Raw genomic sequence first — 26,723 nt, 5'->3', positions numbered from 1 at the left:
CAACGGCCGCGCAGCCGCTGTGGATCGTCACAGCAGAGTCGATCACATCGCGAGAGCGTGATCGATCGAAGACAAGGCGACGCTCGGCCCCCCGCGATTCATGCCTCATGTTCATCTTCGACGCGCAGCAGCGCTCAGGAACCGACGCCCGGTCCATGTCGAAATCGCAACGCAGGCCGGGCAACTTCCGTTCTGGTTCGACACCACACACGCCGATACTGTCCGGCAAAATCACAGGTGAGGAAAAGCGAATCATGTCGGGAATCGAGCTTGCGACGCCACGTCTGAAATCGATTCAGCGCGTCGCGCTGGCTCTGCTGGTCGTTGCAGGGGTCGTCAATTACATCGATCGCGCGACGCTTGCAGTCGCCAATCCGCTGATCCGGGAGGAACTCGGATTGTCGATCGCGGATATGGGCTATCTGCTGTCCGCGTTCCTCTGGGCCTACGCGTTTTTGCAGCTCCCCACCGGCGCCATGGTCGACCGGTTGGGCCCCCGCCTTCTTCTCGCCATGGGCCTCAGCCTGTGGTCGTTCGCGCAGCTCATCGGCGGGCTGGTGCAGAATTTCGGCCAATTCTTCGGAGCCCGCGTCCTGCTCGGAATAGGCGAGGCCCCGCAATTTCCGACCGGTGCGCGCGTGGTTCGCGACTGGTTCAATCAGCGCGACCGCGGGCTTGCGACCGGCGTGTTCAATTGCGCGTCATCGCTCGGCACGGCCATCGCCGTGCCGCTGCTGACCTATCTCATGCTGACCTTCGGCTGGCGCGCGATGTTCGTGATCATGGGCATCGCCGGCCTCGTCGTCGCCGCCTGCTGGTATGCGCTCTACCGCAACCCCGAGCAGGTTGCGCTCACCGCGCACGAGAACGCCTACCGGACACAAGGCGATCCCCCGGGCCAGCGCACCAAGGTCACGTTCCGCGACTGGTCGCTGCTGTTCCGCTTCCGAACCACCTGGGGCATGATCTTCGGCTATTTCGGCTGCATCTACCTGACCTGGATCTACACCGCCTGGCTGCCGGGTTATCTCGAGATCGAGCGCCACATGAGCGTGAAATACACCGGATGGGCCGCGGCGGTGCCGTTCGCCTGTGGTGTCGTCGGCGGCGTCATCGGCGGTTACATCGCCGACATCCTGGTGCGCCGCGGCGTCGAGCCGCTCAGGAGCCGACGCTACCCGGCCGCGATCGCCCTGCTTGGAACCGCCGCCTGCACCGTGGCCGCCGCTTATGTCGAGAGCAACGCGCTGGCAATCGCCTTCATCTCGATCTCGCTGTTTCTGGTCTATGTGACCAGTACTTGCGCCTGGGCCTTGAGCTCGGTGGCGGTCCCGACCAATTGCACCGCCTCGATCGGCTCGGTGCAGAATTTCGGCGGCTATCTCGGCGGCGCGCTGGCGCCGACCGTGACCGGCCTGATCGTGCAGAAGACCGGTTCGTTCGTGCCGGCGCTCGTCGTCGGAGCCTTGATCGGCGCCGTCTCGGCGGCGTGCTATCTGTTCATCGTCGACCAGCCGATCACGGCAGCCGACATGGATGCCGCTTCCGACGCCATCGATTCGCTCGGCGTCGGTGCCAATCGAGAGCCGTAATCCGCAAGCGAGACAGCGGCGCCGGCATACGATCAAGCTGAGGCTCAGCGCGTCCACAACATACCTTGGTATGCTGTGGTCATTCCTTGTGATGCGCCGTGCTGACGCGCGTACAGTTGAATGGTGGCGAGCGATTCTTAAACTCGCGGCTACTGCAACGGATGCACTGAAGTTCCGTGATCGGGATCACTGCTCCGAAGCGTGAGTCGCGAGACGCTATGCCAACTGGAACGCGGGTTCGAGGAACACTCACATGATCGTCAACATTCAGAAGCTGGATGGCCTGTGGCACCTCATCGTCGGGTCCTGCAAGATCCGAACCCCGTTCCTGGAGACGCAGGACCGGGAGTGGGTGGTCGCCTATGCCAGGCGCGTCTACCCCGGCGCCAAGGTTTTCGAGCGCGACTGACGCGGTTGCGCCTCGCGGTTCACGTCCCAGACGAAAAGCCCCGGATCGCTCCGGGGCTTTTGCGTTCAACACGGCGCGGCCGCTGCAATCACCGCAGCGCCGACATCACGATCAGGCCGAGGATTAGCGCGGTCGCGGAATATTTCAGCGTGTAATACACGTTCCGGTTCCATTCCTTGACCTTGCGGCTGGCGAGGTGGATCTCGTAGAGCTTGCCGAACACCTTGTTCAGCGCGCCGACATGCTCGCCGTCGACGTTCTGGGTGGCCGACGCCTTGACGATGTTGTGGCTCACCCACCGGTTCACCTTGGTCATGAAGCCGTACTTCATCGGGCGCTCGACGTCGCAGAACAGGATGATGCGGTTGACGTCGGTCTTGTTCTCGGCGCTATGGATGAAGGTCTCGTCGAACATGAAGGCCTCGCCGTCGCGCCAGACGCATTCGACGCCATCGACCAGGATGCGGCACTCATTCGAGTTCGGCGTCACCAGGCCGAGATGATAGCGCAGCGAGCCGGCGAAGGGATCGCGATGCGCCCCGAGCTTGCCGCCGGGCGGCAGCATCGCGAACATCGCGCCGTGCACGTTCGGGATCGAGTTGAGCAGCTCCACCGTCTTCGGGCACAGCGTGCGCGCCGACGGCAGGAAGTCGTCGTACCATTTCAGATAGAAGCGTTTCCAGCCGCTCTTGAAGAACGAATAGAAGCCCCAGTCGTTGTTCTTGGCCGCGGCGCGGATGAAGCCCTCGTCGAACAGCCGCGTGGCCTCGTCGCGGATCGTCTCCCAATTGTCGGAGAGCTTGTTCAGCTCGGGAAACTGATCGACCGGGATCACCGGCGTGTTGGGCACCGCGGAGCCCGCATACATCAGCACATTGTAGGGCGCGAGGTAGGTCGAGTGATCGCCGAGCTGGCGCGCGAAGCGCAACCGCTGCTTGCCGCGGAAGTGAACGTAGAGTGTGGAGGCCGCCAGCACGTAAAGAATGACGAGCTGCGGCGCGAAAAGCTGTCTCAACATGATCCGTCTATGATCGCGGCTCGCCGATGCTCTCCATGCACCGCCCCGTAGCAGCCTGAACCCTCGATGGGCGGCTTAGCCCCGGGCGGCGAAGCGCAACGCCGTCCGCGAAAATTCCCCTGTTTCATAGTGACTTGGCATTGCCGCAAGCTCTGGCGTGGGCCGAAGCCCTGCTGCCGTGCCATCCCGGATGAGCCATGTAAGCGTATGCTCACCAAATGTGAAGCACCGCCTCATTCGAGGAGGCCGCCGTGTGGCAGCATTCACACACCCGTCATTCGCCATTGACAAATTGATTAGATAATTACTAATCAACGCGAACCGCCGAAGAATGCGGTCATCCCAAGGGAGGAATGATGAGACAGTTTTTGGCGGCGGCCATTCTTGCGGCGATGACGACGGCCGCTCACGCCCAGGTTTCCGATGACGTCGTGCGCATCGGCGTGCTCACCGACCTGTCGAGCTGGGGGCGCGACAATTCCGGTCCGGGCTCGGTCGAAGCCGCCAAGATGGCGGTCGAGGAATTCGGCCCCACCGTGCTCGGCAAGCCGATCGAGATCATCTCGGCCGACCACCAGATGAAGACCGATGTCGGCGTGCAGATCGTGCGCGGCTGGTTCGACAACAACAAGGTCGACGCCGTCGTCGACATTCCCAACTCCGGCATCGCGATCGCCGTGCACAACATGGTGCGCGAACGCAACAAGATCGCGCTGCTGTCCGGCCCCGGCGCGAGCTCGCTGACCGACGAGCTGTGCAGCCCGAACACCGTGCACTTCACCTACGACACCTACGCGCTGTCGAAGGTTACGGCCTCGGCCGTGATCGCGGAGGGCGGCAAGTCCTGGTACTTCATCACCGCGGACTACGCCTTCGGCCAGCAGCTCGAAAAGGACGCAACCCGCTTCATCAACGAGATGGGCGGCAAGGTACTCGGCGGCGTCAAGCATCCGACCAACACGGCGGACTTCTCCTCCTTTGCGCTGCAGGCACAGAGCTCGAAAGCGGACGTGGTGGCATTCGCCAATGCCGGCCAGGACACCGACAACTCGATCAAGCAGTCCGGCGAGTTCGGCCTCGTGCAGGGCGGCCAGAAGCTGGTCGGCCTGCTGATGTTCGACACCGACGTGCATGCGATCGGGCTCAACGCCGCGCAGGGCACCTACATGACCACGGCGTCGTACTGGAACATGGACGAGAAGACCCGCGCCTGGTCGAAGAAATTCTACGCCCGCACCAACGTGATGCCGACCATGATCCAGACCGGCGTCTACGGCTCGGTGCTGCATTACCTGAAGGCGATCCAGGCCGCCGGCACCGACGATACGAAAGCTGTGATGGCCAAGATGCGCGAGCTGCCGATCGAGGACACCTTCGTGCACGGCGGCAGACTGCGCGAGGACGGCCGCGTGATCCGCGACATGTATCTGGCCAAGGTGAAGAAGCCTTCGGAATCCAAGGAGCCGTGGGACTATCTCGACATCATCAAGACGGTGAAGGGCGAGGACGCCTATCGTCCGGTCTCCGAGTCGAAGTGCCCGCTGCTCAAGAAATAGGATCGATCGCGTGGCCAACGAAGAAACGTACGATTGCGACGCGCTGGTCGTCGGCTCCGGCTGCGCCGGGCTGTCGGCGGCGGTCACCGCCGGCCATCAAGGCCTGAAGGTCCTCGTCGTCGAGAAGGAGCCGCGCTTCGGCGGCACCACCGCGCGTTCCGGCGGCTGGCTTTGGATCCCCGGCACCTCGCTAGCCAAGGCCTGGGGCATCGCGGAGAGCCCCGACCAGGCCAAGACCTATCTGCGCCATGAGGCCGGCAACAGCTTTGACGCCGCGCGCGTCGATGCGTTCCTGACCGAAGGACCGAAGGCGGTCGACTTCTTCACGACGAAGACCGCCGTTCGTTTCGACATGCCGCTGACCTTCCCGGACTATCACGCCGAGGCGCCCGGCGGTGCGCAGGGCGGCCGCTCGATGGTGACGCGGCCGTTCGATGCCCACGAGCTCGGCGACGCTCTCAAGGATCTCGGCAGTCCCCTGCCCGAGCTCACGGTGTTCGGCATGATGCTCGGCTCCGGCAAGGAGATCGTGCATTTCATGCGCGCGACGCGGTCGCTGACCTCGGCGGCCTATGTCGCCAGGCGGTTGTCGAAACATGCTGTTGACGTGATGCGCAACGGCCGCGGCATGACCTTGACCAATGGCAATGCACTGGCCGGCCGGCTGGCGAAATCGGCCTTCGACCTCAAGATTCCGCTCTGGCTCAACTCGCCGGTGCGCGAATTGATCGTCGAGAACGGCGTGGTGCGCGGCGCAATCGTGATGCGCGAAGGCCGCATCATTCGCGTCAACGCCAAGCGCGGCGTCGTGCTCGCCTGCGGCGGCTTCCCGCATGACGTCGCGCGGCGGCAGAAGATGTTTCCGCATGCCCCGACAGGCAAGGAGCACTATTCGCCGGGGCCTGTCGGCAACACCGGCGACGGCCTGCGGCTGGCGGAATCCGCCGGCGGCCGTGTCGAGGACTCGCTGCCGAATGCGGCGGCCTGGGTGCCGGTCTCGGTCACCACGCGCAAGGACGGCTCGAAGGGCGTGATGCCGCATTTCATCGATCGTGCCAAACCCGGCGTGATCGCTGTCATGCGCGACGGCAAGCGCTTTGCCAATGAAGGCAATTCCTACCACGACTTCGTGCAGGCGATGATCAAGGCGGCGAAGCCGGGCGAGGAGATCGCGGCCTTCCTGCTGTGCGATCACGAGACGCTGCGCAAATACGGCCTCGGCTGCGTGCCGCCGCGGCCGATGCCGCTGGGCCATCATCTGAAGACCGGCTATCTCAAGCGCGGCGCGACGCTCGCGGAGCTTGCCGCGCAGGCCGGCATCGATGCGAAAGCGCTGGAGGCGACCGTCGCGGCGTTCAACACGACTGCAGCCGAGGGGCGCGATCCCGCTTTCGGCAAGGGCTCGCGCGCCTATAACCGTTACCAGGGCGATGCGCTGCACGGGCCCAATCCCTGCATCGCGCCGATCCAGCACGGGCCGTTCTACGCCATCAAGATGGTGATCGGCGACCTCGGCACCTATGCCGGCATTCGGACCGACGCCAATGCCCGCGCGCTCGACGCCGACGGCCAGCCGATTGCGGGCCTCTATGCCGCCGGCAACGACATGGCGAGCATCATGGGCGGCAACTATCCCGGCGCCGGCATCACGCTCGGCCCCGCGCTGACCTTCGGCTACATCGCGGGCAAGCACCTCGCAAGCGCGGCGGGAGAAGGAAGCGCGGCATGAACCAAGTCCCGTCACCCTGAGGAGGCCGCAACGCGGCCGTCTCGAAGGGTCGACGGCCACCAGCCGGGCCGTGCATCCTTCGAGACGCCCGCTTCGCGGGCTCCTCAGGATGACGGGCGAGGATCCGACACGCGCGACGGCGTCCCGCACGTCGACGTGTCGCGGACGGCAAGGTTTCCTGCTAACTCCGAATCCGGAAAGCGAACAGGGCCACATGACGAGAGCAAGCCGCGGCATACAGTCGATCGAGGTCGGCGGAGAGTTGCTCCGCGCGCTCGCCCGCAGCGGCGAGCCGATGATGCTGCGCGATCTCGCCCGTGAGGCCGGCATGCCGCCGGCCAAGGCGCACCCCTATCTGGTGAGCTTTTCCCGCATCGGCCTGATCGAGCAGGACGAGACCACCGGCCGCTACGAGATCGGCGCGCTCGCGCTCGAGCTCGGCCTGATCAGCCTGCGGCGGCAGTCCGCGGTGCGGATCGCAACGCCGCGCATCGCCAGCCTCGCCGACAGCATCAATCATGCGGTGTCGCTGTCGGTGTGGGGCACCCACGGCGCGACCGTGGTGCGGCTCGAGGAGCCGAGCCATCCCGTGCATATCGCGATGCGCGTCGGGTCGGTGGTGGCGCTGCTCGAGACCGCGACCGGCCGCGCCTTCGCCGCCTTCATGCCGCCGAACGCGATCAGGACGGCGCTCGACAGCGGCCTCGATCGCCTCGGCGTCGGCTACAACCCGAAGCGTGCGCCGGCGGACGCCAAGACCGTGGAGCTGCTTGCCGAGGTGCGTAGCCGCGGGCTGGCACGGGCGATCGGCGATCCCCTGCCCGGCGTCAACGCCTTCGCCGCGCCGGTGTTCGACCATGCCGGCCACGTTGCGCTGGTCATCACCGCGATGGGCCCCGAGGGCACCTTCGACGCCGGGTGGGACAGCGCGATCGCAACTGCGCTGCGCAACTGTGCGGGCGACATCTCGCGGCAGCTCGGACACGGCACGGCGCCCGCATCGGGCGATGGTAAGATGATCACGCCGGCCGGTGAGAGGTGAGCCGCGTGCCGAGTGAATATCTCAACGCTCCCTGAAGGCCTCGGATGCAACTCTTGTAAGCGGCGAGAGCAGGTAGCTGATGATGCGGCGGTTGTCGGTCTTGACTTCCGCGGTCAGGGTCATACCCGGCGTGAGCGGGATGATGGCATCATCGATCTTCATCGCCGTCTCCTCCAGCGCCACCGTGACGAGGAAGACGAAATTCTGTGGCTGCCCCGGTGCGCCCGGCTGGTTTGCCATCGCATTCACGGTGCTGGTCGGATTGGCCTGCTGACGTCGAGCGGTTTGTTCATCGATCGCATCATTGGCCACGTTGATGACCTTGCCGTGCAGCGAGCCGAAACGGGTGAACGGGAAGGTATCGACCTTGACCACGACGTCCTGACCAACCTTGACGAACCCGATATCGGTGTTCGAGACGTAGACGTCGGCCTGCAGTTTCCCGCCGTCCGGGACTATACTGAGGAGCTGCTGGCCGGTGGTGACGACCTGGCCAAGCGTGGTGACGGCAAGCCCCTGTACGGTTCCGGAGGTCGGGGCAAGCAACTTGGTACGGGCCAGCTTGGTATTGGCCTTGGCATATTGCTGCACGGCGTCATCGAGCTTCTTCTCGGCGTCGGCAAGCTTGGTGCTGTTATCGGCGATGAACGTTGCGAGATCCTTGTCCTTCTCGGCGCCGAGTTCGGCAATCGCAGCCTCGGTCTCGAGCAGCTGACCCTTGTCGCTGGCGAGCGACGATCGTGACTTGTCCAGCGACTCCAGCGCATCAAACAGGTTGATCTTGGTGCCGACCTCGAGCTTGAGCGATGCCTCGCGCACCGCCACGCGGTCCTGCAGCGTTTTGATCAGCTCAGTCTGATAGGCGATGCTCATGTTCAAGCGTTCACGGGTCGCGTGCTTCTGTGCGATTTGCTTCTCCAGCGTCCCGATGGTCTCGGCAAGCTGGGACACGTCCGCCGCCAGGACACGTGTCTCACGGCCACGGAACCCGGGCGGCACATCGCCCTGCCATTCGATCTCGGCGACCGGGACCAGCGGCTTGAGCGGCCAGGCCTTGGCCTGATCGATCGCCACTTTTCGCCGCGCGACCTCCGCGCGAAGCGCGCTCGCCGCCTCGCTTTGCCGCCTGGCCTCAGCCTCGGCCTCGGCGGCATCGAATGCCATCAGCTCCTGTCCGGCCTCGACATGCATTCCGTTGGTCACCGATAGCGAGACCACGGTACCCGGATCGAAAGGCTGGATGAACTTGGTTTGCCCGGATGGAACGATCTTGCCGAGTGCCACGGCATGCACGTCCAGCTTGCCGAACACCGACCAGGCAAGCGCGGCCGCCACGAACGCGCAGATCGTGAGCATCAGCGCCACCTTGACCGGCGATGCGGGTGTTTCCAGAATCTCGAGCGCGGACGGCAAGAACTCGCGGTCGGCGCCGCGAACGTCCGACTTGAACGGGAATAGAGCCTGGCGAGCCGGCGTGACTTCCTTGCCCATCACTTTGTCCAATCGTTCTGCAGCGACCACAGACGCGCGTAGAGGCTGCCGCTGTTTGCAATCAGCTGGTCGTGATTTCCCTGCTCGACGATCTTCCCGTCGGACATGCCGATGATCCGGTTGCATGGTCGTACAGCGGCGAGTCGGTGCGCGATGATGATGACGGTGCGGCCCTTGGTGATGGCGCGCATGTTGTTCTGAATGATGCGCTCGCTCTCGTAATCGAGCGCGCTGGTCGCTTCGTCGAGGATCAGGATCCGCGGATTGGTCGCAAGCGCGCGTGCGATGGCGATGCGTTGACGCTGCCCACCCGAGAGATTGCTGCCGCGCTCCTCGATCATCGTGTCATAGCCCTGCGGCAAGGCCCCGATAAACTCGTCGGCACCGCCCAGACGCGCGACGTGCATCACCTGCGCACGCGTCATGGCGGGGTTGGCCAGCGCGATATTCTCGTGAATCGTCCGGTTGAACAGCAGGTTTTCCTGGAGCACGACTCCGATCTGCCGGCGCAGCCAGCTCGGGTCGAGCTGCGCCACATCCACGCCATCGAGCAGAACCTGCCCACGCTCCGGCAGATAGAGCCGCTGAATAAGCTTGGTCAACGTCGACTTGCCCGAGCCTGATGGCCCGACGATCCCGATCACTTCGCCGGCCTTCAACCGCAACGAGACGTTGCGCAAAACCTCGGGGCGGCCGGGCTGATAGCGGAACGAGACCTCGCGCAACTCGATATCGCCTTTCGGTGGCGGCAGCGTCGGCAGGCTCGCCGGGATCGGCTCGACCGGCGTGTTGAGAATGTCGCCCAGCCGCTCGACCGATACCTGAACCTGCTGCAGATCCTGCCACAGTTGCGACAGCCGCAGAATCGGCTGCAGGACCTGGCCCGAGATCATGTTGAAGGCGATCAATTCTCCGACCGTCATCGACCCCGAGATCACCGCCTGCGCGCCGAACAGCAGGATCATCGCCGTGGTGAGTCTGCCGACATACTGGATCAGGTTCTGCCCGAGCGAGCCCAACATCGACGCTTCGAAGGAGGTGCGTACATAGGCGGCCAACCGGTCCTCCCACTCCGCCTGCATGATCGGCTCGACACTGGCCGCCTTGAGCGTCAGCGCGCCGACGATCGACTCGACCAGGAATTGCTGGCTTCGCGCGCCGCGATTGAACTTCTCCCGGATCTTCTCGCGCAGGAACGGGCGGATCAGGCTCGCGATGAGGATGTAGAGCGGCAGCGTCGCCAGCACGACGAGCGTCAAGGGCACGGAATAGAGGAACAGCACACCGACGAAGACAAAAGTGAAGAACAGGTCGAGGAGCGACGTCAGTCCCTGGCCGGTGAGGAAGTTCCTGATGGTCTCGAGCTCGCGCACGCGCGCGATCGTCTGGCCTGTTGCACGGGTCTCGAAATAGGCGATCGGAAGCCGGAACAGATGATGAAACAGCCGCCGCCCGAGCTCGACATCGATACGGTTGGTGGTATGGCTCAGGGCATAGGTCCGCAGATATTGCAGCGTCGCCTCGAACAGGCCAAGCGACACCATGCCTACGACCAGCACGATCAGCGTCGACATCGCCTTGTGGACGAGCACCTTGTCGACCACGAGCTGGAAGAACAGCGGCGTGATCAGCCCGAAGATCTGTACGAAGAACGAGGCCAGCAAGACGTGCGAGAGCACGCGCCGGTAACGCCAGATCGACGGCAGGAACCAGCTGAACCCGAACGTCTTCGGATCGATGCCGGCGCCGCCGGCCCGCCGCGTGACCAGCACGATCTCGCCGTTCCATTGCTGGGACAATTGCTCGAGATCGACTTCGGCAGTGGCGCGGCGCACCGGGTCGGCCAGACGGAAGTGGCCACTCTTGGCGCCCGGCGCGAGCACCAGGAACCCGCCTTCCTTGAGCCCGATGATGGCCGGCAACGGACACCTTGTCAGGCGCTTCGCCGTGGCGTTGTTGATCCAGCGCGCCTTCAACTCCAGACGCTTTGCGGCCGCAACGAGGTCCGCGGACTCGGCCATCCGTCCAGCCAGCCCCAGTTCGTGGCCGAGCTGCCGGGGATCGGCGGCGATGCGGAAATAGCCCGCCACCAGCGCTACGGAATACAGGCCCGTGTCGACCTTTTCGACCGACGCCGGCGCGTCGTCATCGCGGATTGCTGATTGCAACGTCATGACTATCCCTTGCTACAACCGCAATGCCGCTTTCGACACCAAGTACCCGTCCGACGCTTGCTCTTGCCGGTTTGCCGAGCCTGGCCGGATCAAACTGTCGAACAAATTCCATCCATTCCGGCAGGCAGCGCCGCTTCAGATCATACCGATCGACGATGGCGCGGCGCGCGGCTTTCCGCAGGTCCTGAAATTGAGACGGCGCCGCCAGCGCCTCGATCGTGAGTTCGGCGAGCCGTTCGGCGTCGAAGAAATTGACCAGCAATCCGTTCTCGCCGTCGACGATCACTTCCTCCACCGGCGCCGTCTTCGAGGCGATCACCAGCGCGCCGGCACTCATCGCTTCCAACATCGACCAGGACAGCACGAACGGATAGGTCAGATAGAGGTGCGCGCTCGATATCTGCATCAGCGCGACGAATCTGTCATACGGGATCGATCCAACGAAATGCACGCGATCGAGCGGCAGCGCATCCCGCACCTCCTGCAGGAAGATGTCCTTCCAGCTGCGGCCGTCCCTCGGCCTCGGTCCATAGGACGCGCCATCGCCTCCCACGATCACCACCTGGGCGTTTTTTCGTTCCGCGAGGATCGCCGGCAGTGATCGCATGAAGATATGATAGCCCCGGTAGGGCTCGAGATTGCGATTGACGAAGGTGATGACTTCATCCTTGACGCCGAGTGTCCGGCCGTTCGGCAGGACGAAGGTCGCTGCCGGATCGGGTGCCACCACGTCGGTGTCGATCCCTTCGTGCAGCACCTGAATCTTGGATTGCAGATGCGAGGGGTATCGCGCCTTTTGCCACTGCGTCGGAGCGACCGCGGCGTCGGCGTCGGCCATCGAGAGCAGGATCGGTGCGTTGTTCAGGCGTGCGGCATAGCGTTCATTGAAGGTCAACGTCGCACGGAACTCGGGATCGAAACCGATATTGGCCCCGTCGGCCGAATAATAGAACTCGGCGTGGACCGCGAGCTTTGCCGACGGCCAGACGTCGCGCACCGCGAGCGCTTCGCCCCACCCGACATGGCCGAAGACGAGATCGGGAACATACCCCTGATCCCTCAACTTCAGCATTTCGTCGGCGGCATGCCGTCCTCGCACCACGTGCTGCGAAAAGGAAGCCGCCAGCGGAGACGGCTTGCCGACATTCGCTTCATTGAAGCGGTAGCGCCGGACCGGCACGATCTCCGGCCTGGTGTTGCGACTGTCGCAGAGCGCCAGGACCTCGTCGCCGGACTTCTTCAAGAGCTGCGCAATGTGTCTGAATTGCGCCGGAAAGTTCTGGTGAATGAAAAGAACGCGCATGGCATCCGATGTTCGGTTTGAAATGAGTTCCTAGCGCTGCTTCTCAATAAGCAATGTCTTCGGCCGCCGCGATCTGGCGGTCTCGAACAATGAATAGGTCCGGCTGACATAGTTGGTCACGGACGATACCCCCTGCATGTACTCGCGCAGCTGCGGCGTCATGTCCGCCTCGACCAGACGAACCGGCCGGGTCGGATCCTGGAATTCGAAGCGGACGTAGAACCAGGGGTCACCGCGCTTCAGCACCAGCTCCTTGCTGATATCGTGCCATTCGAACGCCCACATCATTGGACGCGGCCAGATATGGATCGGCAGCCGGCCGCCGATCATGACGCCCGGCAGCGGCGTCGAATAGTAGTGATTGAAAGCGGGCAACTGCATCATGTAGGCGAGTTCATCGGCCAGGAAGATGTAGGGGCTCGCAATCTGCAAAATCGGCCGCTTCGGATGCCGCCATTCCTTGGGGGAATTGAGCCGGACCAGCTCCGCGAGCGCCTTCGGCCGGATCGAGGCCATGTCGCCCGCCGTGCTGCGGAGCCGCGGCTCATTGGTCTTCGGATCGATTTCGATACGGATCTGAATGTCGACCGGGCAATTGACCTGGAAGATCCGGGCCTCGTGATCGATCACCGCGGGGCAGAACGACACGCTCTTGGCGTGCGAGGTGCGCTTCTCTTCCCGGGTGAGCCGGCTCGGGGCATCCCAGATGAAGGTGGCCTTGGTGGTATCAAGCGTCCAGCCGACCTCGACGGCCCGGCTGAGAGATACCTTCTTCTTCAAAAAATCAAACATCCCCTGAACCTCTGCCGGCCATCATAGATTGCCTGGGCCGGCTCCTGCAATTACACCCCACCGCAGCGACCTCCGCAAAAACACGGTAAGAAACACTCCGCGCCCGGCCGCTACGAGAGCAGACGGGCGCTTTCGATCTGAAAACCGGGGGTCTTGGACCTTCCAGCTCCGGTTGGCGGCCGCGGAAAGGGCCCGGGAGAGAACTCCCGGGCCCTTCGCGTTAACTGACAATCGAGAAATTCGACGCCGTGACCGTCGATGCGGTGGCGCCGTTCAGCCAGACCGACGTGTCGCTGTCGACCTGGATGACGAAGTAGGCGCCGTTCTGGAAGGAGTGCGACAGCACATCGGCGAACGAGGTGAAGCCGGAGCCGTTGAACTGCACGGTATCGGTGGCTGCGTTGAAGTCCTGAACCACCTGGACGCTCGGCACGTCGTTGGAGACGAAGGTGTTGTTGCCGCCGCCGCCGAAATAGTAGTTCACGCCCTGGCCGCCATCGAAATAGTCGTTGCCGGCACCGCCAAGCAGCACATCGACGCCCTCACCGCCGTACATGGTGTCGTCACCATTGCCACCGTAGAGATAGTCGTTGCCCTTGGCGCCGAACAAGACGTCGTTGCCGTCGTCGCCGTTCTCGACCACCGAGCCCTGGGTGGCGATCAGGACGTCGTTGCCCGTGCCGCCATAACCGTTGCTGAGATTGCCGGAACTCATGTAGATCCAATCGTCGCCGGCATCGCCCTCGATCAAGTCGACGCCGTCATTGCCGACCATCGTATCGTTGCCGTTGCCGCCATACGTCGTGTCATTACCGTCGCCGCCATACGTCTGGTCGTTGCCATCGCCGCCGAAGATGAGGTCGTCGCCGCCGCCGCCTGCAATCACGTCGTTGCCGGCGCCGCCGTACAGACCCGGCGTCGCCGTGAACCCAGCGGCGGAGATGCTGGCTCCGCTGTCATTGCCGTCGCCGCCGTAGATCGTGTCGTTGCCGTTCGAACCGTACAGCGCGTCCCGGCCGGCGCCGCCGTCGAGGATATGCGCTTGCGTGGCCAGACCGCTCGAGTCGTCCTGAATAAAGTCGTCGCCGGCGCCACCATATTCCTGCTGAACGGCGGCGCTATTGCCGCCCTGGATGAAATCGTTGCCATCGCCTCCGTAGAAGTTGCCAAAGGCCGTGCTGCTCCACAACGCATACAGGTAGTCGTTGCCCTGGCCGCCCTCCCAGTAGTCGAAACCGACGATGCTGCTGCCCAGCGTATCGTTTCCCTGACCGCCATAGAGTGAATCGAAGTTAGCCGAAGGAGCAACGCTGTTGTCGGTGCTGTCGCCGTAAAACACGGGCATAGAATATCTCCGTCAATATGGGCTCTTGGTCGAGCCAGCCAAAAAACCTGAAGGCAGCAGCAGAATGAAATTGGGAGCTGCCCTGACGAACCGGCCTCGGGGGACCGGGCTTAAAAACAAGCCGTTAACCTAGCATCCAACTGTTTTGGTATCGGCGCTGGCTGCGAGGTTCAATGGAAACAAAAAAACACTTGCCTTAACTTCCAAAGCCGGCGGCGGAACTTGACGACCGGCGTTGGCACCAAGTGCCGGAGTTACGAAGATGTGCGATCCGGCTCGGAACGTTGCACGAGGCTCGCAAACAAGTCTCGGACCCCGTCTCGCCCGCTAACAATAGAGGAAGTCGCCGCCGGTTAATGTGGTCGCGCTCACACTTGGGTCGACCGGCCAGAACGCCATGTCGCTACGCACCATGGAACATCTCCGTCAATATCCAGGCTCTTGGTCGAGCCGGCTAAAATGTTCGGTAACGCAGAATCTACGTCACCCCGATAAAAACGGCCGCGAAGGCCTGACCTGTAATAGACCGCTACGCTAACACGGTCTTGGCCAAGCACGCCATCGCTCTCAGGTTGCACGATCAATAAGATTGCAAAGAGGAACCGGGTTCCAATATCTTGCTCAATATCAATCTCCGGTTTAATTGCTTTTGGATAATCAGATGTCGTTTCCGACTGCCGCGATTCACTATCTTCCCGAGGCTTACTCGCTTGGCGACAAGCGCATCATGGGACGCCAGGCCGCCGGTGCTGGATTTCTCAAGGCGCTCGCGCGCGAGAAACCGGAACGGCTGTTCTGCTACACGCCGAAGCGGGAATTCGTCGATCAGTTCGCGACCGACATCCGGCGTTCCGGATCGGATACCACCACCATCGAATGGCTGCCGCCGCCGGCGCACCGACGTCTTGGCGAGCCGGGATTGCTGTATTTGCCGGACCCCGGACTCAGCCAGTATGCCTGGCGACGGGCGCGGCATTCGCCCCGCGCCTACAGCCTGTGCGGCATCACGCACACGACTATGACACATGTTGCGATGGGCATGCTGTCGTCGATGCCCCTCAGCCCGCTCGAGCATTGGGATGCCGTGATTTGCACCTCGCTCGCGGTACACAAGAGCGTCGACCAGTTGCTCTCGGCACAGGCTGCATTCCTGAAAGCGAGGCTCGGTGCCCGGCGAATGCCCATACCGCAGCTTCCAGTTATCCCGCTCGGGGTGAATTGCGCAGACTTCACCTTTCGCGCAGGCGAAAGGGAGCGCGCCAGACAGATGCTGGGAATCGACGACGATGAGATCGTCCTGCTCTACGTCGGACGGCTGTCCTTCCACGCCAAGGCCCACCATATTCCGATGCTGCTGGCTGCGGAACAGGCGAGCAAGGGACATAAGGTCGTGCTGGTGCTGGCGGGTTGGTTCGGCAAGGACGCCACCGAGCAGCTCTTTGTTCGCGAGTGCTCGGAATTCGGCCCATCGCTGCGACGAATCTTTGTCGACGGACGCAAGCCCAAGGACCTCAAGGCCGCATGGGCGGCGGGCGACATTTTCACGTCGCTTGCCGACAATTTTCAGGAAACATTCGGGCTTACGCCGGTCGAGGCAATGGCCGCCGGCCTGCCGGTCGTGGTGTCGGACTGGAACGGCTACAAGGAGACCATTCGTCACGGCACCGATGGCTTCCGGGTGCCAACGTTCACCATGCCGCCCGGTTCGGCCGAATTCCTGGTCGAGAGGGCAGACTTCGGCTTCGACAATTACGATACCTACACGGCACTGACGAGCGCAATGATCGCCGTCGACATTCCCGCCGCCGCGGCAGCCTATGCCGCGCTTTTTGCCAATCCTGATCTGCGCCGGCAGATGGGCGCCGCCGGGCAGACGCGCGCGCGCGATCACTATGACTGGTCGCAGATCATGAAGCTGTATGGCCAGCTGTGGACCGAACTCGCCGCCCGCAGGCGAAGCAAAGTCGAAGGCACGGTTCCGGCCGGAATGGTTCGTCCGGACCGGCTTAATCCGTACACCATGTTCAAGGCCTATCCGACGCGAACGCTCGAAGGTGCATGTGTGTTCGCGCTCGGCGAGGGCGTGGACCGCAAGGAAGTGCAACGCAGGCTTTCAGCCGAAAGTATTGGTCGTGCCGCACAGACGCTGACCAAGCCGCAGGCCGTGGACGGCATCGTCAGCGCATTTGAAAAGCATGGTCCATCATTGTCGATGTCGGAGCTGATCAATCACACACCCGACATACCCCGCGAGGTCGTGGACAGAACGGTGATGATTCTCGCCAAGTGTGGCGTTCTCAGGCTCCTGACCAAACCGCACGCGACGCCTTCCGCGAGCAGCCCGTAATCCGGCAACTGGCTGCCCCTGCTCGCAGCTTCACCGCCCCGCTCACATTTCGGCGCAGACCCGGCCCAACCGTCGCCGATATCGGCCCTGTCTATAAGATGCTGCCGGACAAGGACAATTGCGCTTGCTGCTCGGCATGCGCCGGCGTGCCGAGCTGGACGTACGCATCCAGCTCGTGCGCCAGCGCTTCCTGCCAGGTCGGCATCGCCACACCGAACTGTGCCTTCAGCCGCGACAGATCGAGCCGCGAATTGCCGGGACGCACCGCCTTGGTCGGGAAGTCGGCGGTGGCGATCGGAACGATGTTCTCGACCGCCAGCGTGACGCCGCGCGAGCGCAGCCCGCCGACAATCGCCGTTGCGAAGCCGTGCCAGCTGGTTTCGCCGGCACAGACGAGATTGACGACCCCGCCCCTGCGCGCGAGCTGGTCGTGCAGCGTGGTGAGGTTGGGCAGAACGATGCCCGCGACCGCGCTGGCGATCGCCTGCGCCGTGGTCGGCGCACCGATCTGATCGGCGACGATGCGCAGCTCCTTCCGCTCGCCGGCGAGCCGCGCGATGGTGCGCAGGAAATTGGTGCCCTTGGCCGCATAGACCCATGAGGTGCGCACGATCAGATGCGCCCCGCCCGCCGCCTGGATCGCAAGATCACCGGCAAGCTTGCTGGCGCCGTAGGCCGACAACGGTTCGGTCGGGCTGTCCTCGCGCCACAGCCGGTCGCCCGAGCCATTGAAGACGTAGTCGGTGGAGAAATGCACCAGCGGCACGCGGTTCGCAGCCGCCCATTTGGCGATCGCTTCCGGTCCCTTCGCGTTGACCAGGAACGCCAGCTCGCGCTCGTCCTCGGCGCGATCGACCGCGGTATAGGCCGCCGGATTGATGATCAGATCGGGCTTCAGGCTTTCGAGCTGGCCCGTCAGCAGCTCCGGCTTCGACAGATCGAACTCCGCCGTGGGCGGCGCGATGATGGTGCCGTGGCCGTCCAGCAGCGGCTTCAGCGCATTGCCGACCTGGCCGCGTGTACCCGTCAACAGGATCCGCATCAGATTTGTCCATAGGTCGGAAGATTGCGGGCGTCGGCGAGCAGCGGCGCGTCCGCGTCCTTGCCCGACAGTTGCGGCTTATCGACCCCCCATTTGATCCCGATCGCCGGATCATTCCACCGGATCGAGAGCTCGTCCTTGGGGCTGTAGAAGTCGTCGCATTTGTAGAAGAAGTCGGCGGTCTCGGAGAGCACCACGAAGCCGTGGGCGAAGCCGCGCGGCACCCACAATTGCCGGCGATTGTCCTCGCTCAATTCGACCGCGACATGCTTGCCGAAATTCGGGCTGCCGACGCGCACGTCGACGGCGACGTCCAGCACCTTGCCGCGCAGCACGGTCACGAGCTTGCCCTGGGTGAGCGGGTTCTGCAGATGCAGCCCGCGCAGCACGCCATAGGCCGAGCGGGACATGTTGTCCTGCACGAACGGGCGCGCGATGCCGTGCTCGACATAACGGGGCGACTGGTAAATCTCGAGGAAGAAGCCGCGCTGGTCGCCGAACAGCTTCGGCTCGACGATCAGGACTTCAGGAAGCTCGGTCTTGATGACGTTCATTAACGAAGGTCCGGCTTTGGAGCAGGCTCGAAATGTTAGCTTGGCACTGCGCACTTCTGCCGCACACGGCGGCGATCGGGCCACGCTCCTGAATCTAAAAGTCAACCGCAACCAGAACAAGATGTGTGATGGTTCTAAATCGACCATCCCAGAGGGTTCGAAATCGGGGTCAGGCATGGATTGCTCATCCAAAAAGGAGTACTCAATTGAGAAACCGTAGGGGCGCGGATTTTGCGATGGGCGCGAGCAAACTAAGATTCCTATTCGCATCTACCGTGAGAAGCCCCCTTCAATTGCCGAGCTAGAGCCCGAGAAGATTGTTGATTAGGCTTTCTGCAAGCAGTCGCATCGCGATCGGATCGACGCTATTTGCGCTTACGTCGAGTATTTGCCTTTTCCTGCTTCCGGCTAGCCAGATCGATCGACATCTCCTGCGCGGCAAGATGCAGCATTACCGCGGCTATGCTTACCTAATACCCGTCAAATACTTCGATCGCCCGCTTGAGGCGGCTCAGCTGTATGAGGATGACAAGCTTCTTGGTCCGGCAAGCCCCCATCAGCAAGAGATCATAGATCAGGGAGGAGGCCGTTTTTGGCTTTACCGAGATACATGGAACTATTTCGGGCCTGCCCTAATGTTCTCTACGAGCGACAATACCGATCCAAACACGAACGGCGGAAAGTATCACCTCGAATGACGAACGCTTAGAAAGAGCGGCCGCAATTCATGCGCCTCCTAAGTGGCCTCCATTTTGGCTACGATAGCGGCGGCCGAGACCAGCGTTTGGCTGAACGGCGCAACCTCCAGCACGATCCCTGCGGCGAACTCCGCGACGGCACTAGCTTTTGCGCGGCGCTACGAAAGCGGGAATGCGATTGAAAATGAGAAGGCCGCCTCAACGGCGGCCCTCCTTGGCGTGTCTGGCATTCAAGGCTCTGGAGATCAGGGCCCGAATTCTCAGCTGAACTTGAACATGCTTGCGTCCAGCTGTCCCGGCGCGATACCGATCAGCCAAACCGCACTGCCGGCTGCGTCAGTGATGATCGTGGTATTGATCCCGGCGTTGTAGAACTCCGCAGCCTGAACATCGGCGAACGAATGCAGCGATGTACCTGCAAAGTTCACGAAATCATTTACGCCGCCCGTATTGAAATCCTGGACGACCATGATCTCCTGGCTGGTATCGCTGATATTGAATGTATCGGCGCCACCGCCACCCCAGGCGTAATCAACCCCGCCGCCGCCGCTGATCTGGTCGGCCCCGGTGCCCATCAGGAACACGTCGACGCCGCTGCCACCGGTCACCGTATCGCCGCCGTTCGAGCCATAGACGTAATTCTGGCCCGAACCGCCGTAGATGACGTTGCCGTCGGTCTCGCCCGACGAGATGAAGATGTTCAGGCCCGAGCCGCCGTACATGGTGTCGACGCCAGCGCCACCGTAGAAGTAGTTGGTGCCAAGGCCGCCGAAGAGATAATCAGGACCGTCGCCACCGAACATGACGTTGACGTCGCCAGCAACGCCGCCAGAACCAATCAGCGTATCGGTGCCTGCACCGCCAAACAGATAGTTGAAGCCGGTTCCGCCATAGAGGACGTCGTTGCCGTCTTCGCCCAACAGCACATCGAGGCCGGCGTCGCCGACCAGCGTGTCGTTGCCTGCGCCGGCATAGAAATAGTCATTGCCGTCACCGCCGTAGCCGAGGTCGTCGCCGGCAAGCCCCACAAGGATGTCGTTGCCCGCGCCGCCGTAGAACGTGTCGTTGCCGGCAGTGCCGTAAAGCTGATCGCTACCACCGGTCCCGTTGATCGGGCCAGGCGTGCCGATGGAGACGGTCTGATCGGCAAACTTCAATGCCTCGACATTTGACAGCGTGTCGTCGTGCCCGTTGCCCGCGACGTGATAGTGCCCGCTACCGAGATCGGTAATGGTGAAGCTCGAGCGCGCGAAACCGGTATAGTTCACCGTGTCAGTGCCGGCTCCGCCGTCAATCGTGTTGGTGCCGGTGCCTGCATCGATCGTGTCGTTGCCACCACCGCCATAGAGAACATCATTGCCGATGCCGCCGCTGAGATAGTCGTTGCCGGCACCGCCGTTCAGGGTGTCGTTGCCAGCGTTGCCGTTGAGTGCATCGCCGCCGTTGCCTGCGTTGAGCACGTCCGCGCCGGCGCCGCCACTAAGAATGTTTCCACCGAGGTTATCGCCCGCGGATAAAGTCCATCTGGATCCGACTGAAGACTGCGACACATCGATGGTGTCTGCTCCTGACGAGCCAACTATCGTTGAATTGAAATCGTCGGGATAGTCGAAATTCGATCCGATCGAACCTGGCGTCGTTAGTGTCAGCGTCCAAGCGTTATAGTTCCTACCGCCAACGGTGGTGAATGAGTTGATCTGTGCCGCCGTCGCGCTGAAAGGAAAAGTGTAGGGGTTGAGCGTTTCTACGCTGGTGATGGTATCGTGACTTAGGTCTGTATTGAGATTCGAGAGATAGAGCGAATCGTTACCCGAACCGCCGTCGATCGTATCAAAGCCGACGCCCGTATATATGATGTCATCACCTGCACCGCCGTAATAGACTCCATGACTGCCGTCGCCTGAAATAACGTCGTTTCCGTCGCCACCATCGAACGTGTCGCTGCCTAAACCGCCGAAAAGATGATCATCCCCGGTGCCACCATAAAGCCCATCGTTGCCGCTGCCGCCGGTTAGCCAGTCGACGCCGCCATTCCCCACGAGCGTGTCGCCGCCACTACCGCCCCAAAGGTAGTCATTACCCGACCCGCCGATGAGCAGGTTCCCGCCGAGGTTGTCGCCAGCAAACAAGTCCCATCCAAATCCCCCGCTCGCCTGCGACATGTCGATCGTGTCTGCTCCAGACGATCCCGTGATCGAACTGGTTTGATATGGAGTGAGGGTGTAGTTGAGCGCGGTGAAGTTCGAGCCAATGCTGCCCGGGGAGGTCAACGTCAAGTGAAAACTGGTCCAGCTGCCGACCGAGCTAAAGGAGTTGAGCTGCGCCGCCGTAGCGCTGACATAAGGATCGAGATTGTCCAGGAATAGATGTTCGACGCTGGTGAACGTGCTGTTGCTGAGATCGGCGTTCACGACGCTCAGCGTATCGTTGCCGGCGCCCCCATCGAACGTATCGAAGCCGGCGCCGCTGAATGACATAACGTCATCGCCGTTGCCGCCGTAAAGCGCGTCATTGCCGATGCTGCCGTCAAGCCGGTCGTTGCCATCGCCCCCATAAAGCGTGTCCGATCCCGTTTCGCCGCTGAGAGTGTCGTTACGGTTCCCGCCGTACAACACATCGTTGCCGTCGCCGCCATCCAGGTTCGAACCAAAATCGAGCACCTGGCCGTTGACTGTGATTGGCATCGAAAGGGCCGTCAGGACGTCGTTCCCTCCAGCACCGTTGATAACGCTTACAACGTCGTAGGTGTCGGCGACCGGATCGTAACTAACATTGGCGGTCAGGTTTTCAGACGCATCCGTGCCGGTCAGGGCAACGTAAGTATACGTGGTCATGAAATTCTCACTGACGGGGAACCCGCAATACGCGAATGCTCGAAATAGTTAATACTTTTCAATAATATGGCTTACCGTGTCAGATTGTCGCGGCGATGTCCAGTGGGCAATATTGGATATGCCCAGGTGTCGCGGTAGGCCACCATCTGTGCGCGAATGCGATTGATGCGTATGCAGCGAACGGCCACGCCCCCACACGCCTAGACACTTTGCCATGATCCGCTCCCCGAACTACCGCGCCGATCGCGGTAGCGCTCGCGTGGCGGTGGTGCCCCTGCCGACTGATCGTAGTGAATGCACATCAGGCCGAAGGCGTGCTCGTCGCGCGACGATCGTACCGCGTCAGCTCACGATTGAGAAATTCGCTGCCGTAACCGTGCCTGCAGTCGCGCCGTTTAACCAGACTGCAGTATCGCCATCGACCTGAACGACGAAGTATGCCCCGTTCTGATAGGAGTGCGACAGAACATCGGCAAAGGAGGTAAAGCCAGACCCGTCCAGCTGAACGACATCGGTGGCCGCGTTAAAGTCCTGCACCACCTGGACGCTGGGTACGTCGTTTGAGACGAAGGTGTTGTTGCCACCGCCGCCGAAATAGTAGTTCACGCCAGCGCCGCCGTCGAAATAGTCGTTTCCGGCGTCGCCCAACAGCACATCGATGCCATCGCCGCCGAACATCACGTCGTTGCCAGCCCCGCCGTAGAGGTAGTCGTTACCTCCGTAACCGTAAGCAGTATCGTCGCCCGCATCGCCAATCAGAACGTCATAGACACTGGAGCCCACGGCTACGTCGTTGCCATCCCCTCCATAGGCCGTGCCGCCGCCAGACGGCATGTATAGATAATCGTCGCCCGCGTTTCCTTCGAGAAGATCAACGCCTTGGTCTCCAACGATCGTATCAGCCCGGGCACTGCCGTAGAGGGCGTCATTGCCCAACCCGCCGTAAATTGCACTGGCTCCAGACGCCATGATGAGGTCGTTGCCCTCTCCGCCTTGCAGAACCGCCAGCGACGAGGTAAGCCCGCCGAAAATGCGGTCGTCGCCGGCATCGCCGGATATGATCAGGGTTTGGTTTGACCCACCGCCATTGGTCGGGTTCGCATAGATGTAATCGTCTCCGGTGCCGCCGAAATAAGAGCCGTTCTGCTGATTGTCGGCGTAAATCGTGTCGTTGCCGCCATCGGCAGACAACAGCAGAGTGGGAGCCACATAACTATCGGCAGACAATACGTCGTCACCTGCGCCGCCGTAACCTGCTTGTATTGGGAGGACATTACTCGCGGTCATATGGAGAAAATCGTTGCCGTTGCCGCCATAGGAAATGCCAGCATTCACAATCTCGTCGTTCCCGTCTCCGCCCTCCATCGTTGCCTGGGTGCCGTACAGCGTGTCGTCCCCGTCCAAGCCATACACGACGTCATCGGTCGCGCTATAGTCGGCGTTATATACGTCGTTGCCCAGCGTACCGACATAGGTTGTCATCGCGGATGCTCCCTGATTGCTAACCGCTCACTTGCAGTTGAGGATGTCGGCTGAACGGTAACCAACGGTTGCGCTCGTGAAAAGCCCCGCATTTCATTAGACGTTCGGTCTATAGACAGCTTGATTTGACGACGCAGCAAGCACACGCTCTCTAAGCCGCGATGCCGGATTTAGACACTCTGCCACGAGCCCCCGCTAGAGCTGCGGCCTCGATCGCGGTAGCGCTCGCGCGGCGCTACGAGAGCGGGAGCGCGATTGAATAATGAGAAGGCCGCCTCAACGGCGGCCCTCCTTGGCGTGTCTGGCATTCAAGGCTCTGGAGATCAGGGCCCGAATTCTCAGCTGAACTTGAACATGCTTGCGTCCAGCTGTCCCGGCGCGATACCGATCAGCCAAACCGCACTGCCGGCTGCGTCAGTGATGATCGTGGTATTGATCCCGGCGTTGTAGAACTCCGCAGCCTGAACATCGGCGAACGAATGCAGCGATGTACCTGCAAAGTTCACGAAATCATTTACGCCGCCCGTATTGAAATCCTGGACGACCATGATCTCCTGGCTGGTATCGCTGATATTGAATGTATCGGCGCCACCGCCACCCCAGGCGTAATCAACCCCGCCGCCGCCGCTGATCTGGTCGGCCCCGGTGCCCATCAGGAACACGTCGACGCCGCTGCCACCGGTCACCGTATCGCCGCCGTTCGAGCCATAGACGTAATTCTGGCCCGAACCGCCGTAGATGACGTTGCCGTCGGTCTCGCCCGACGAGATGAAGATGTTCAGGCCCGAGCCGCCGTACATGGTGTCGACGCCAGCGCCGCCGTAGAAGTAGTTGGTGCCTTGCCCGCCATAGAGATAGTCGGCACCAGCTTCGCCGTACATCACGTTGACGTCGCTACCGGAGGTGCCTCCCGAGCCGATCAAGGTATCGGTGCCGTTTCCGCCAAACAGATAATTGAAGCCCGATCCGCCATATTCCACGTCGTTGCCGTCTTCTCCCAGCAGAACGTCGAGCCCGGCACCGCCGATCAGGACGTCATTGCCGGCACCAGCATAGATGTAGTCGTTGCCGTCGCCAGCATCGCCATAGTCGTCGCCGTTGCCGAGCACCAGAACGTCGGCTCCGGCACCTCCGTAACCCGTATCGTTGCCGTCGCCGCCGTAAAGGGAGTTGTTGCCGGCATTGCCCGTCAGGACGTTGTTCAGGGCGTTGCCGGTGCCAAAGAGATTGCCCGAACCATCGAGGATCAGATTCTCGACATTCGCGGTCAGGCTGTAGTTGATCGTGGTGTGGACGGTGTCGGTGCCTTCACCGGTGTTTTCGACCACCACGTCGCCGGGATCGTCGACAAAATAGGTGTCGTTGCCCAGCCCACCGACCATCGTGTCCGCACCGATCCCGCCGTCCAGCGTGTTGTTGCCTGCACCGCCCGTGATGAAATTGGCGAGCGCGTTGCCGGTACCCGAGGTATTGTTGGACGTCGCAATCGCGAGGTTCTCAACGTTGGCAGCGAGTGTGTAGTTGAAGTTGCCGACGATCACTGCCGTGTCGGTGCCTTCACCCATATTCTCGGTGATGGTATCGCCGGCATTGTCGAGAATGTAGGTATCATTCCCGGCACCGCCGACGAGCGAATCTGCGCCGCCGATACCGTCGAGCAGGTTGTCGCCGCTGTCACCGATCAAGGTATCGTTGAAGTTCGATCCTCTCAGTCCTTCGATCGAGGTGTAGGTATCGCCGGCGGCGTCACCGGTGTTCGAAGCCGGATTGGCCAGGCTGGCAAGCACGCCGGCGGCGGCGTTGACATACTCCGCAACGTCGTTGCCGGCTCCGCCGTCGAGCGCGTCGGCACCCGCGCCACCGCGCAGATTGTTGTCGCCGCCGTCTCCGGTCAGCGTGTCGTTGAAGGACGAACCGATGATGCCTTCGATCGAGCTATACGTATCGCCCGCGGCCTCGCCGGTGTTGCTGGCCGGATTTGCAAGACTTACGACCACCGCCGTCGCTGCGTTACCGTAGTCCGCGTAGTCGATGCCGGCACCGCCGACAAGCGAGTCGGCGCCGAGGCCGCCTCTCAGGTTGTTGTTGCCTCCGTCGCCGATCAGGGTGTCGTTGAAGTTACCTCCCTGAATGCCTTCGATCGAGGTGTACGTGTCGCCCGCGGCTTCGCCGGTGTTCTGGGTGGGATCGGCGAGGTCGGCCACAACGCCCGTGGTCGCATTGTTATAATCGGCGTAGTCGTACCCTGCTCCACCGTCGAGCGAGTCCGCGCCGGTGCCGCCGCGCAGGAAGTTGTTGTTGGCGTCTCCGATCAGCGTGTCGTTGAATGCAGTGCCTCTGATCGCTTCGATCGAGATGTAGACGTCTCCGGCAGCTTCTCCCGTGTTCAGCGCGGAGTTCGCCAAATCGGCAACGAGCCCGGTTGTTGCATTGAAATAGTCGGCATAGTCAAAGCCCGCACCGCCATCCAGCGTATCGGCACCGAGACCGCCCTGCAGGAGGTTGATTCCGCTATCACCGATCAGATGATCGTTGAAGTCGCTGCCGCGCAATCCTTCGATCGAGATATAGGTGTCGCCGGCAGCTTCGCCCGTATTCTGGGTCGGGTCTGCCAGGTCTGCCGTGATGCCGACGCCCGAGTCGGAATAGGAAGCGAAGTCGAAGCCGGCACCGCCGTTGAGCACGTCGGCCCCAGCGCCGCCGCGCAACGTATTGTTGTTGGAGTCGCCGATCAGCGTGTCGTTGAACGCCGAGCCCCTGATCTTGGAGATGTTGCTATATGTGTCGCCGGCCGCTTCGCCGGTGTTCTGGGTGGGATCGGCGAGGTCGACTTCAAGTCCGCTGGTTGCATTGGCGTAGTCGGCGTAGTCGTTGGCGGAGCCGCCGACGATCGAGTCGGCACCCAGTCCGCCCTGCAGGAAGACGCCGTTGCCATTGCCGATAAGGGTGTCGTTGAAGTTGCTGCCGATCAGTCCTTCGATCGACGTATAGGTGTCACCGGCCGCAAAGCCCGTATTGACGCCTGGATTTGCCAAGCTGGCTTCAATGCCCACGCCCGAGTCGATGTAGGATGCGAAGTCTGTCCCGGTACCGCCGTCCAGGGAGTCGGCGCCATCGCCGCCGATCAGCGTGTCATTCCCGGCAAGTCCGAGCAACGTATCATTCGTATTCGAGCCGTTGGGTGTTCCGGTTACGGTGTCGTTGCCTGATGTGCCTGTAAATGTCGCCATTATAATCCCCTTGTGTGGTCAAAAAATTGTTGTGCAATGCGAATAGTCCGCAGAATCCGGAGGTCGGCAGGACAGACGGAGTACG

Annotated in this window: 18 protein-coding genes; 7 read left to right on the top strand and 11 right to left on the bottom strand. The window is 62.1% G+C overall.

Annotated elements, in window-relative coordinates; genetic code table 11:
• The first annotated feature begins 254 nt into the window (after positions 1–254).
• Together BRSPCE3_RS19690 and BRSPCE3_RS19685 are read left to right on the top strand one after the other, a co-directional pair.
• Positions 255–1,592 carry an MFS transporter gene (locus BRSPCE3_RS19690; protein WP_244067740.1) on the top strand — a complete coding sequence of 446 codons (1,338 nt, stop codon included), beginning with the start codon at positions 255–257 and terminating at the stop codon, positions 1,590–1,592.
• Positions 1,593–1,845: 253 nt separating this feature from the next.
• Positions 1,846–2,001, top strand: coding sequence for a hypothetical protein (locus BRSPCE3_RS19685; RefSeq protein ID WP_167350189.1), 156 nt, complete (start codon positions 1,846–1,848; stop codon positions 1,999–2,001).
• 88 nt (positions 2,002–2,089) lie between these two features.
• Here the strand turns inward: BRSPCE3_RS19685 and BRSPCE3_RS19680 are convergent, their stop codons facing one another.
• Positions 2,090–3,019: an aspartyl/asparaginyl beta-hydroxylase domain-containing protein gene (locus tag BRSPCE3_RS19680; RefSeq protein ID WP_244067739.1), complete on the bottom strand. Its 930-nt coding sequence runs from the start codon at positions 3,017–3,019 to the stop codon at positions 2,090–2,092.
• Positions 3,020–3,372: 353 nt separating this feature from the next.
• Here BRSPCE3_RS19680 and BRSPCE3_RS19675 point away from each other — a divergent pair, with 353 nt between their 5' ends.
• The 3 genes from BRSPCE3_RS19675 to BRSPCE3_RS19665 all read left to right on the top strand — a co-directional run bounded on the left by BRSPCE3_RS19675 (position 3,373) and on the right by BRSPCE3_RS19665 (position 7,346).
• Complete coding sequence (locus tag BRSPCE3_RS19675) at positions 3,373–4,575, top strand: ABC transporter substrate-binding protein (RefSeq protein ID WP_375709930.1); 1,203 nt, start codon at positions 3,373–3,375, stop codon at positions 4,573–4,575.
• A 10-nt stretch (positions 4,576–4,585) separates the two neighbouring features.
• Positions 4,586–6,304, top strand: coding sequence for an FAD-dependent oxidoreductase (locus tag BRSPCE3_RS19670; protein ID WP_244067737.1), 1,719 nt, complete (start codon positions 4,586–4,588; stop codon positions 6,302–6,304).
• A 214-nt stretch (positions 6,305–6,518) separates the two neighbouring features.
• Positions 6,519–7,346 (top strand): IclR family transcriptional regulator, encoded by an 828-nt coding sequence (locus BRSPCE3_RS19665; RefSeq protein ID WP_244067736.1) that lies wholly within the window; start codon positions 6,519–6,521, stop codon positions 7,344–7,346.
• Positions 7,347–7,367: 21 nt separating this feature from the next.
• Here BRSPCE3_RS19665 and BRSPCE3_RS19660 read toward each other — a convergent pair whose 3' ends face one another.
• The 5 genes from BRSPCE3_RS19660 to BRSPCE3_RS19640 all read right to left on the bottom strand — a co-directional run bounded on the left by BRSPCE3_RS19660 (position 7,368) and on the right by BRSPCE3_RS19640 (position 14,451).
• Entirely contained in the window at positions 7,368–8,837 is a 1,470-nt protein-coding gene (locus BRSPCE3_RS19660) for an HlyD family type I secretion periplasmic adaptor subunit (protein ID WP_244067735.1), read from the bottom strand.
• Positions 8,837–11,011, bottom strand: a complete 2,175-nt coding sequence (locus tag BRSPCE3_RS19655; RefSeq protein WP_244067734.1) for a type I secretion system permease/ATPase — start codon at positions 11,009–11,011, stop codon at positions 8,837–8,839. The genes BRSPCE3_RS19660 and BRSPCE3_RS19655 overlap by 1 nt, the downstream gene beginning before the upstream one ends.
• Positions 10,983–12,314, bottom strand: a complete 1,332-nt coding sequence (locus BRSPCE3_RS19650) for a glycosyltransferase (protein ID WP_244067733.1) — start codon at positions 12,312–12,314, stop codon at positions 10,983–10,985. Before BRSPCE3_RS19650 ends, BRSPCE3_RS19655 begins: the two co-directional genes overlap by 29 nt.
• Positions 12,315–12,344: 30 nt before the next feature.
• Positions 12,345–13,106: a hypothetical protein gene (locus BRSPCE3_RS19645; RefSeq protein WP_244067732.1), complete on the bottom strand. Its 762-nt coding sequence runs from the start codon at positions 13,104–13,106 to the stop codon at positions 12,345–12,347.
• A 220-nt stretch (positions 13,107–13,326) separates the two neighbouring features.
• The gene (locus BRSPCE3_RS19640; RefSeq protein ID WP_244067731.1) at positions 13,327–14,451 is read right to left on the bottom strand and encodes a calcium-binding protein; all 1,125 of its coding nucleotides are present in this window, start codon (positions 14,449–14,451) and stop codon (positions 13,327–13,329) included.
• A 661-nt stretch (positions 14,452–15,112) separates the two neighbouring features.
• Here BRSPCE3_RS19640 and BRSPCE3_RS19635 point away from each other — a divergent pair.
• The gene (locus BRSPCE3_RS19635; protein ID WP_244067730.1) at positions 15,113–16,798 is read left to right on the top strand and encodes a glycosyltransferase family 4 protein; all 1,686 of its coding nucleotides are present in this window, start codon (positions 15,113–15,115) and stop codon (positions 16,796–16,798) included.
• 91 nt (positions 16,799–16,889) lie between these two features.
• Here BRSPCE3_RS19635 and rfbD read toward each other — a convergent pair whose 3' ends face one another.
• Together rfbD and rfbC are read right to left on the bottom strand one after the other, a co-directional pair.
• Positions 16,890–17,840 carry a dTDP-4-dehydrorhamnose reductase gene (gene rfbD, locus BRSPCE3_RS19630; protein WP_244067729.1) on the bottom strand — a complete coding sequence of 317 codons (951 nt, stop codon included), beginning with the start codon at positions 17,838–17,840 and terminating at the stop codon, positions 16,890–16,892.
• A complete protein-coding gene (gene rfbC / locus BRSPCE3_RS19625) occupies positions 17,840–18,394 on the bottom strand; it encodes a dTDP-4-dehydrorhamnose 3,5-epimerase (protein ID WP_244067728.1) in 555 nt (184 codons plus the stop codon). Before rfbC ends, rfbD begins: the two co-directional genes overlap by 1 nt.
• A 320-nt stretch (positions 18,395–18,714) precedes the next feature.
• Here rfbC and BRSPCE3_RS19620 point away from each other — a divergent pair, with 320 nt between their 5' ends.
• A complete protein-coding gene (locus BRSPCE3_RS19620; protein ID WP_244067727.1) occupies positions 18,715–19,092 on the top strand; it encodes a hypothetical protein in 378 nt (125 codons plus the stop codon).
• Between the two features lie 260 nt (positions 19,093–19,352).
• Here the strand turns inward: BRSPCE3_RS19620 and BRSPCE3_RS19615 are convergent, their stop codons facing one another.
• The 3 genes from BRSPCE3_RS19615 to BRSPCE3_RS19600 all read right to left on the bottom strand — a co-directional run bounded on the left by BRSPCE3_RS19615 (position 19,353) and on the right by BRSPCE3_RS19600 (position 26,638).
• Complete coding sequence (locus BRSPCE3_RS19615) at positions 19,353–21,926, bottom strand: calcium-binding protein (RefSeq protein WP_283843146.1); 2,574 nt, start codon at positions 21,924–21,926, stop codon at positions 19,353–19,355.
• A 342-nt stretch (positions 21,927–22,268) separates the two neighbouring features.
• Positions 22,269–23,408, bottom strand: a complete 1,140-nt coding sequence (locus BRSPCE3_RS19605; protein WP_244067726.1) for a calcium-binding protein — start codon at positions 23,406–23,408, stop codon at positions 22,269–22,271.
• A gap of 338 nt (positions 23,409–23,746) precedes the next feature.
• Complete coding sequence (locus tag BRSPCE3_RS19600) at positions 23,747–26,638, bottom strand: calcium-binding protein (RefSeq protein ID WP_244067725.1); 2,892 nt, start codon at positions 26,636–26,638, stop codon at positions 23,747–23,749.
• Between the last annotated feature and the right edge of the window lie 85 nt (positions 26,639–26,723).

The organism is Bradyrhizobium sp. Ce-3 (assembly GCF_022835695.1).
Taxonomy (GTDB): Bacteria; Pseudomonadota; Alphaproteobacteria; order Rhizobiales; family Xanthobacteraceae; genus Bradyrhizobium.
The sequence above is the reverse complement of the archived record's forward strand: the minus strand, read 5'-3'. Positions and strand labels throughout refer to the sequence as shown.

Coding starts and splice junctions, on each gene's coding strand:
- BRSPCE3_RS19690 (WP_244067740.1), top strand. CDS start 255: ATGTCGGGAATCGAGCTTGCGACGCCACGTCTGAAATCGATTCAGCGC.
- BRSPCE3_RS19685 (WP_167350189.1), top strand. CDS start 1,846: ATGATCGTCAACATTCAGAAGCTGGATGGCCTGTGGCACCTCATCGTC.
- BRSPCE3_RS19680 (WP_244067739.1), bottom strand. CDS start 3,019: ATGTTGAGACAGCTTTTCGCGCCGCAGCTCGTCATTCTTTACGTGCTG.
- BRSPCE3_RS19675 (WP_375709930.1), top strand. CDS start 3,373: ATGATGAGACAGTTTTTGGCGGCGGCCATTCTTGCGGCGATGACGACG.
- BRSPCE3_RS19665 (WP_244067736.1), top strand. CDS start 6,519: ATGACGAGAGCAAGCCGCGGCATACAGTCGATCGAGGTCGGCGGAGAG.
- BRSPCE3_RS19660 (WP_244067735.1), bottom strand. CDS start 8,837: ATGGGCAAGGAAGTCACGCCGGCTCGCCAGGCTCTATTCCCGTTCAAG.
- BRSPCE3_RS19655 (WP_244067734.1), bottom strand. CDS start 11,011: ATGACGTTGCAATCAGCAATCCGCGATGACGACGCGCCGGCGTCGGTC.
- BRSPCE3_RS19650 (WP_244067733.1), bottom strand. CDS start 12,314: ATGCGCGTTCTTTTCATTCACCAGAACTTTCCGGCGCAATTCAGACAC.
- BRSPCE3_RS19645 (WP_244067732.1), bottom strand. CDS start 13,106: ATGTTTGATTTTTTGAAGAAGAAGGTATCTCTCAGCCGGGCCGTCGAG.
- BRSPCE3_RS19640 (WP_244067731.1), bottom strand. CDS start 14,451: ATGCCCGTGTTTTACGGCGACAGCACCGACAACAGCGTTGCTCCTTCG.
- BRSPCE3_RS19635 (WP_244067730.1), top strand. CDS start 15,113: ATGTCGTTTCCGACTGCCGCGATTCACTATCTTCCCGAGGCTTACTCG.
- rfbD (WP_244067729.1), bottom strand. CDS start 17,840: ATGCGGATCCTGTTGACGGGTACACGCGGCCAGGTCGGCAATGCGCTG.
- rfbC (WP_244067728.1), bottom strand. CDS start 18,394: ATGAACGTCATCAAGACCGAGCTTCCTGAAGTCCTGATCGTCGAGCCG.
- BRSPCE3_RS19615 (WP_283843146.1), bottom strand. CDS start 21,926: ATGACCACGTATACTTACGTTGCCCTGACCGGCACGGATGCGTCTGAA.
- BRSPCE3_RS19605 (WP_244067726.1), bottom strand. CDS start 23,408: ATGACAACCTATGTCGGTACGCTGGGCAACGACGTATATAACGCCGAC.
- BRSPCE3_RS19600 (WP_244067725.1), bottom strand. CDS start 26,638: ATGGCGACATTTACAGGCACATCAGGCAACGACACCGTAACCGGAACA.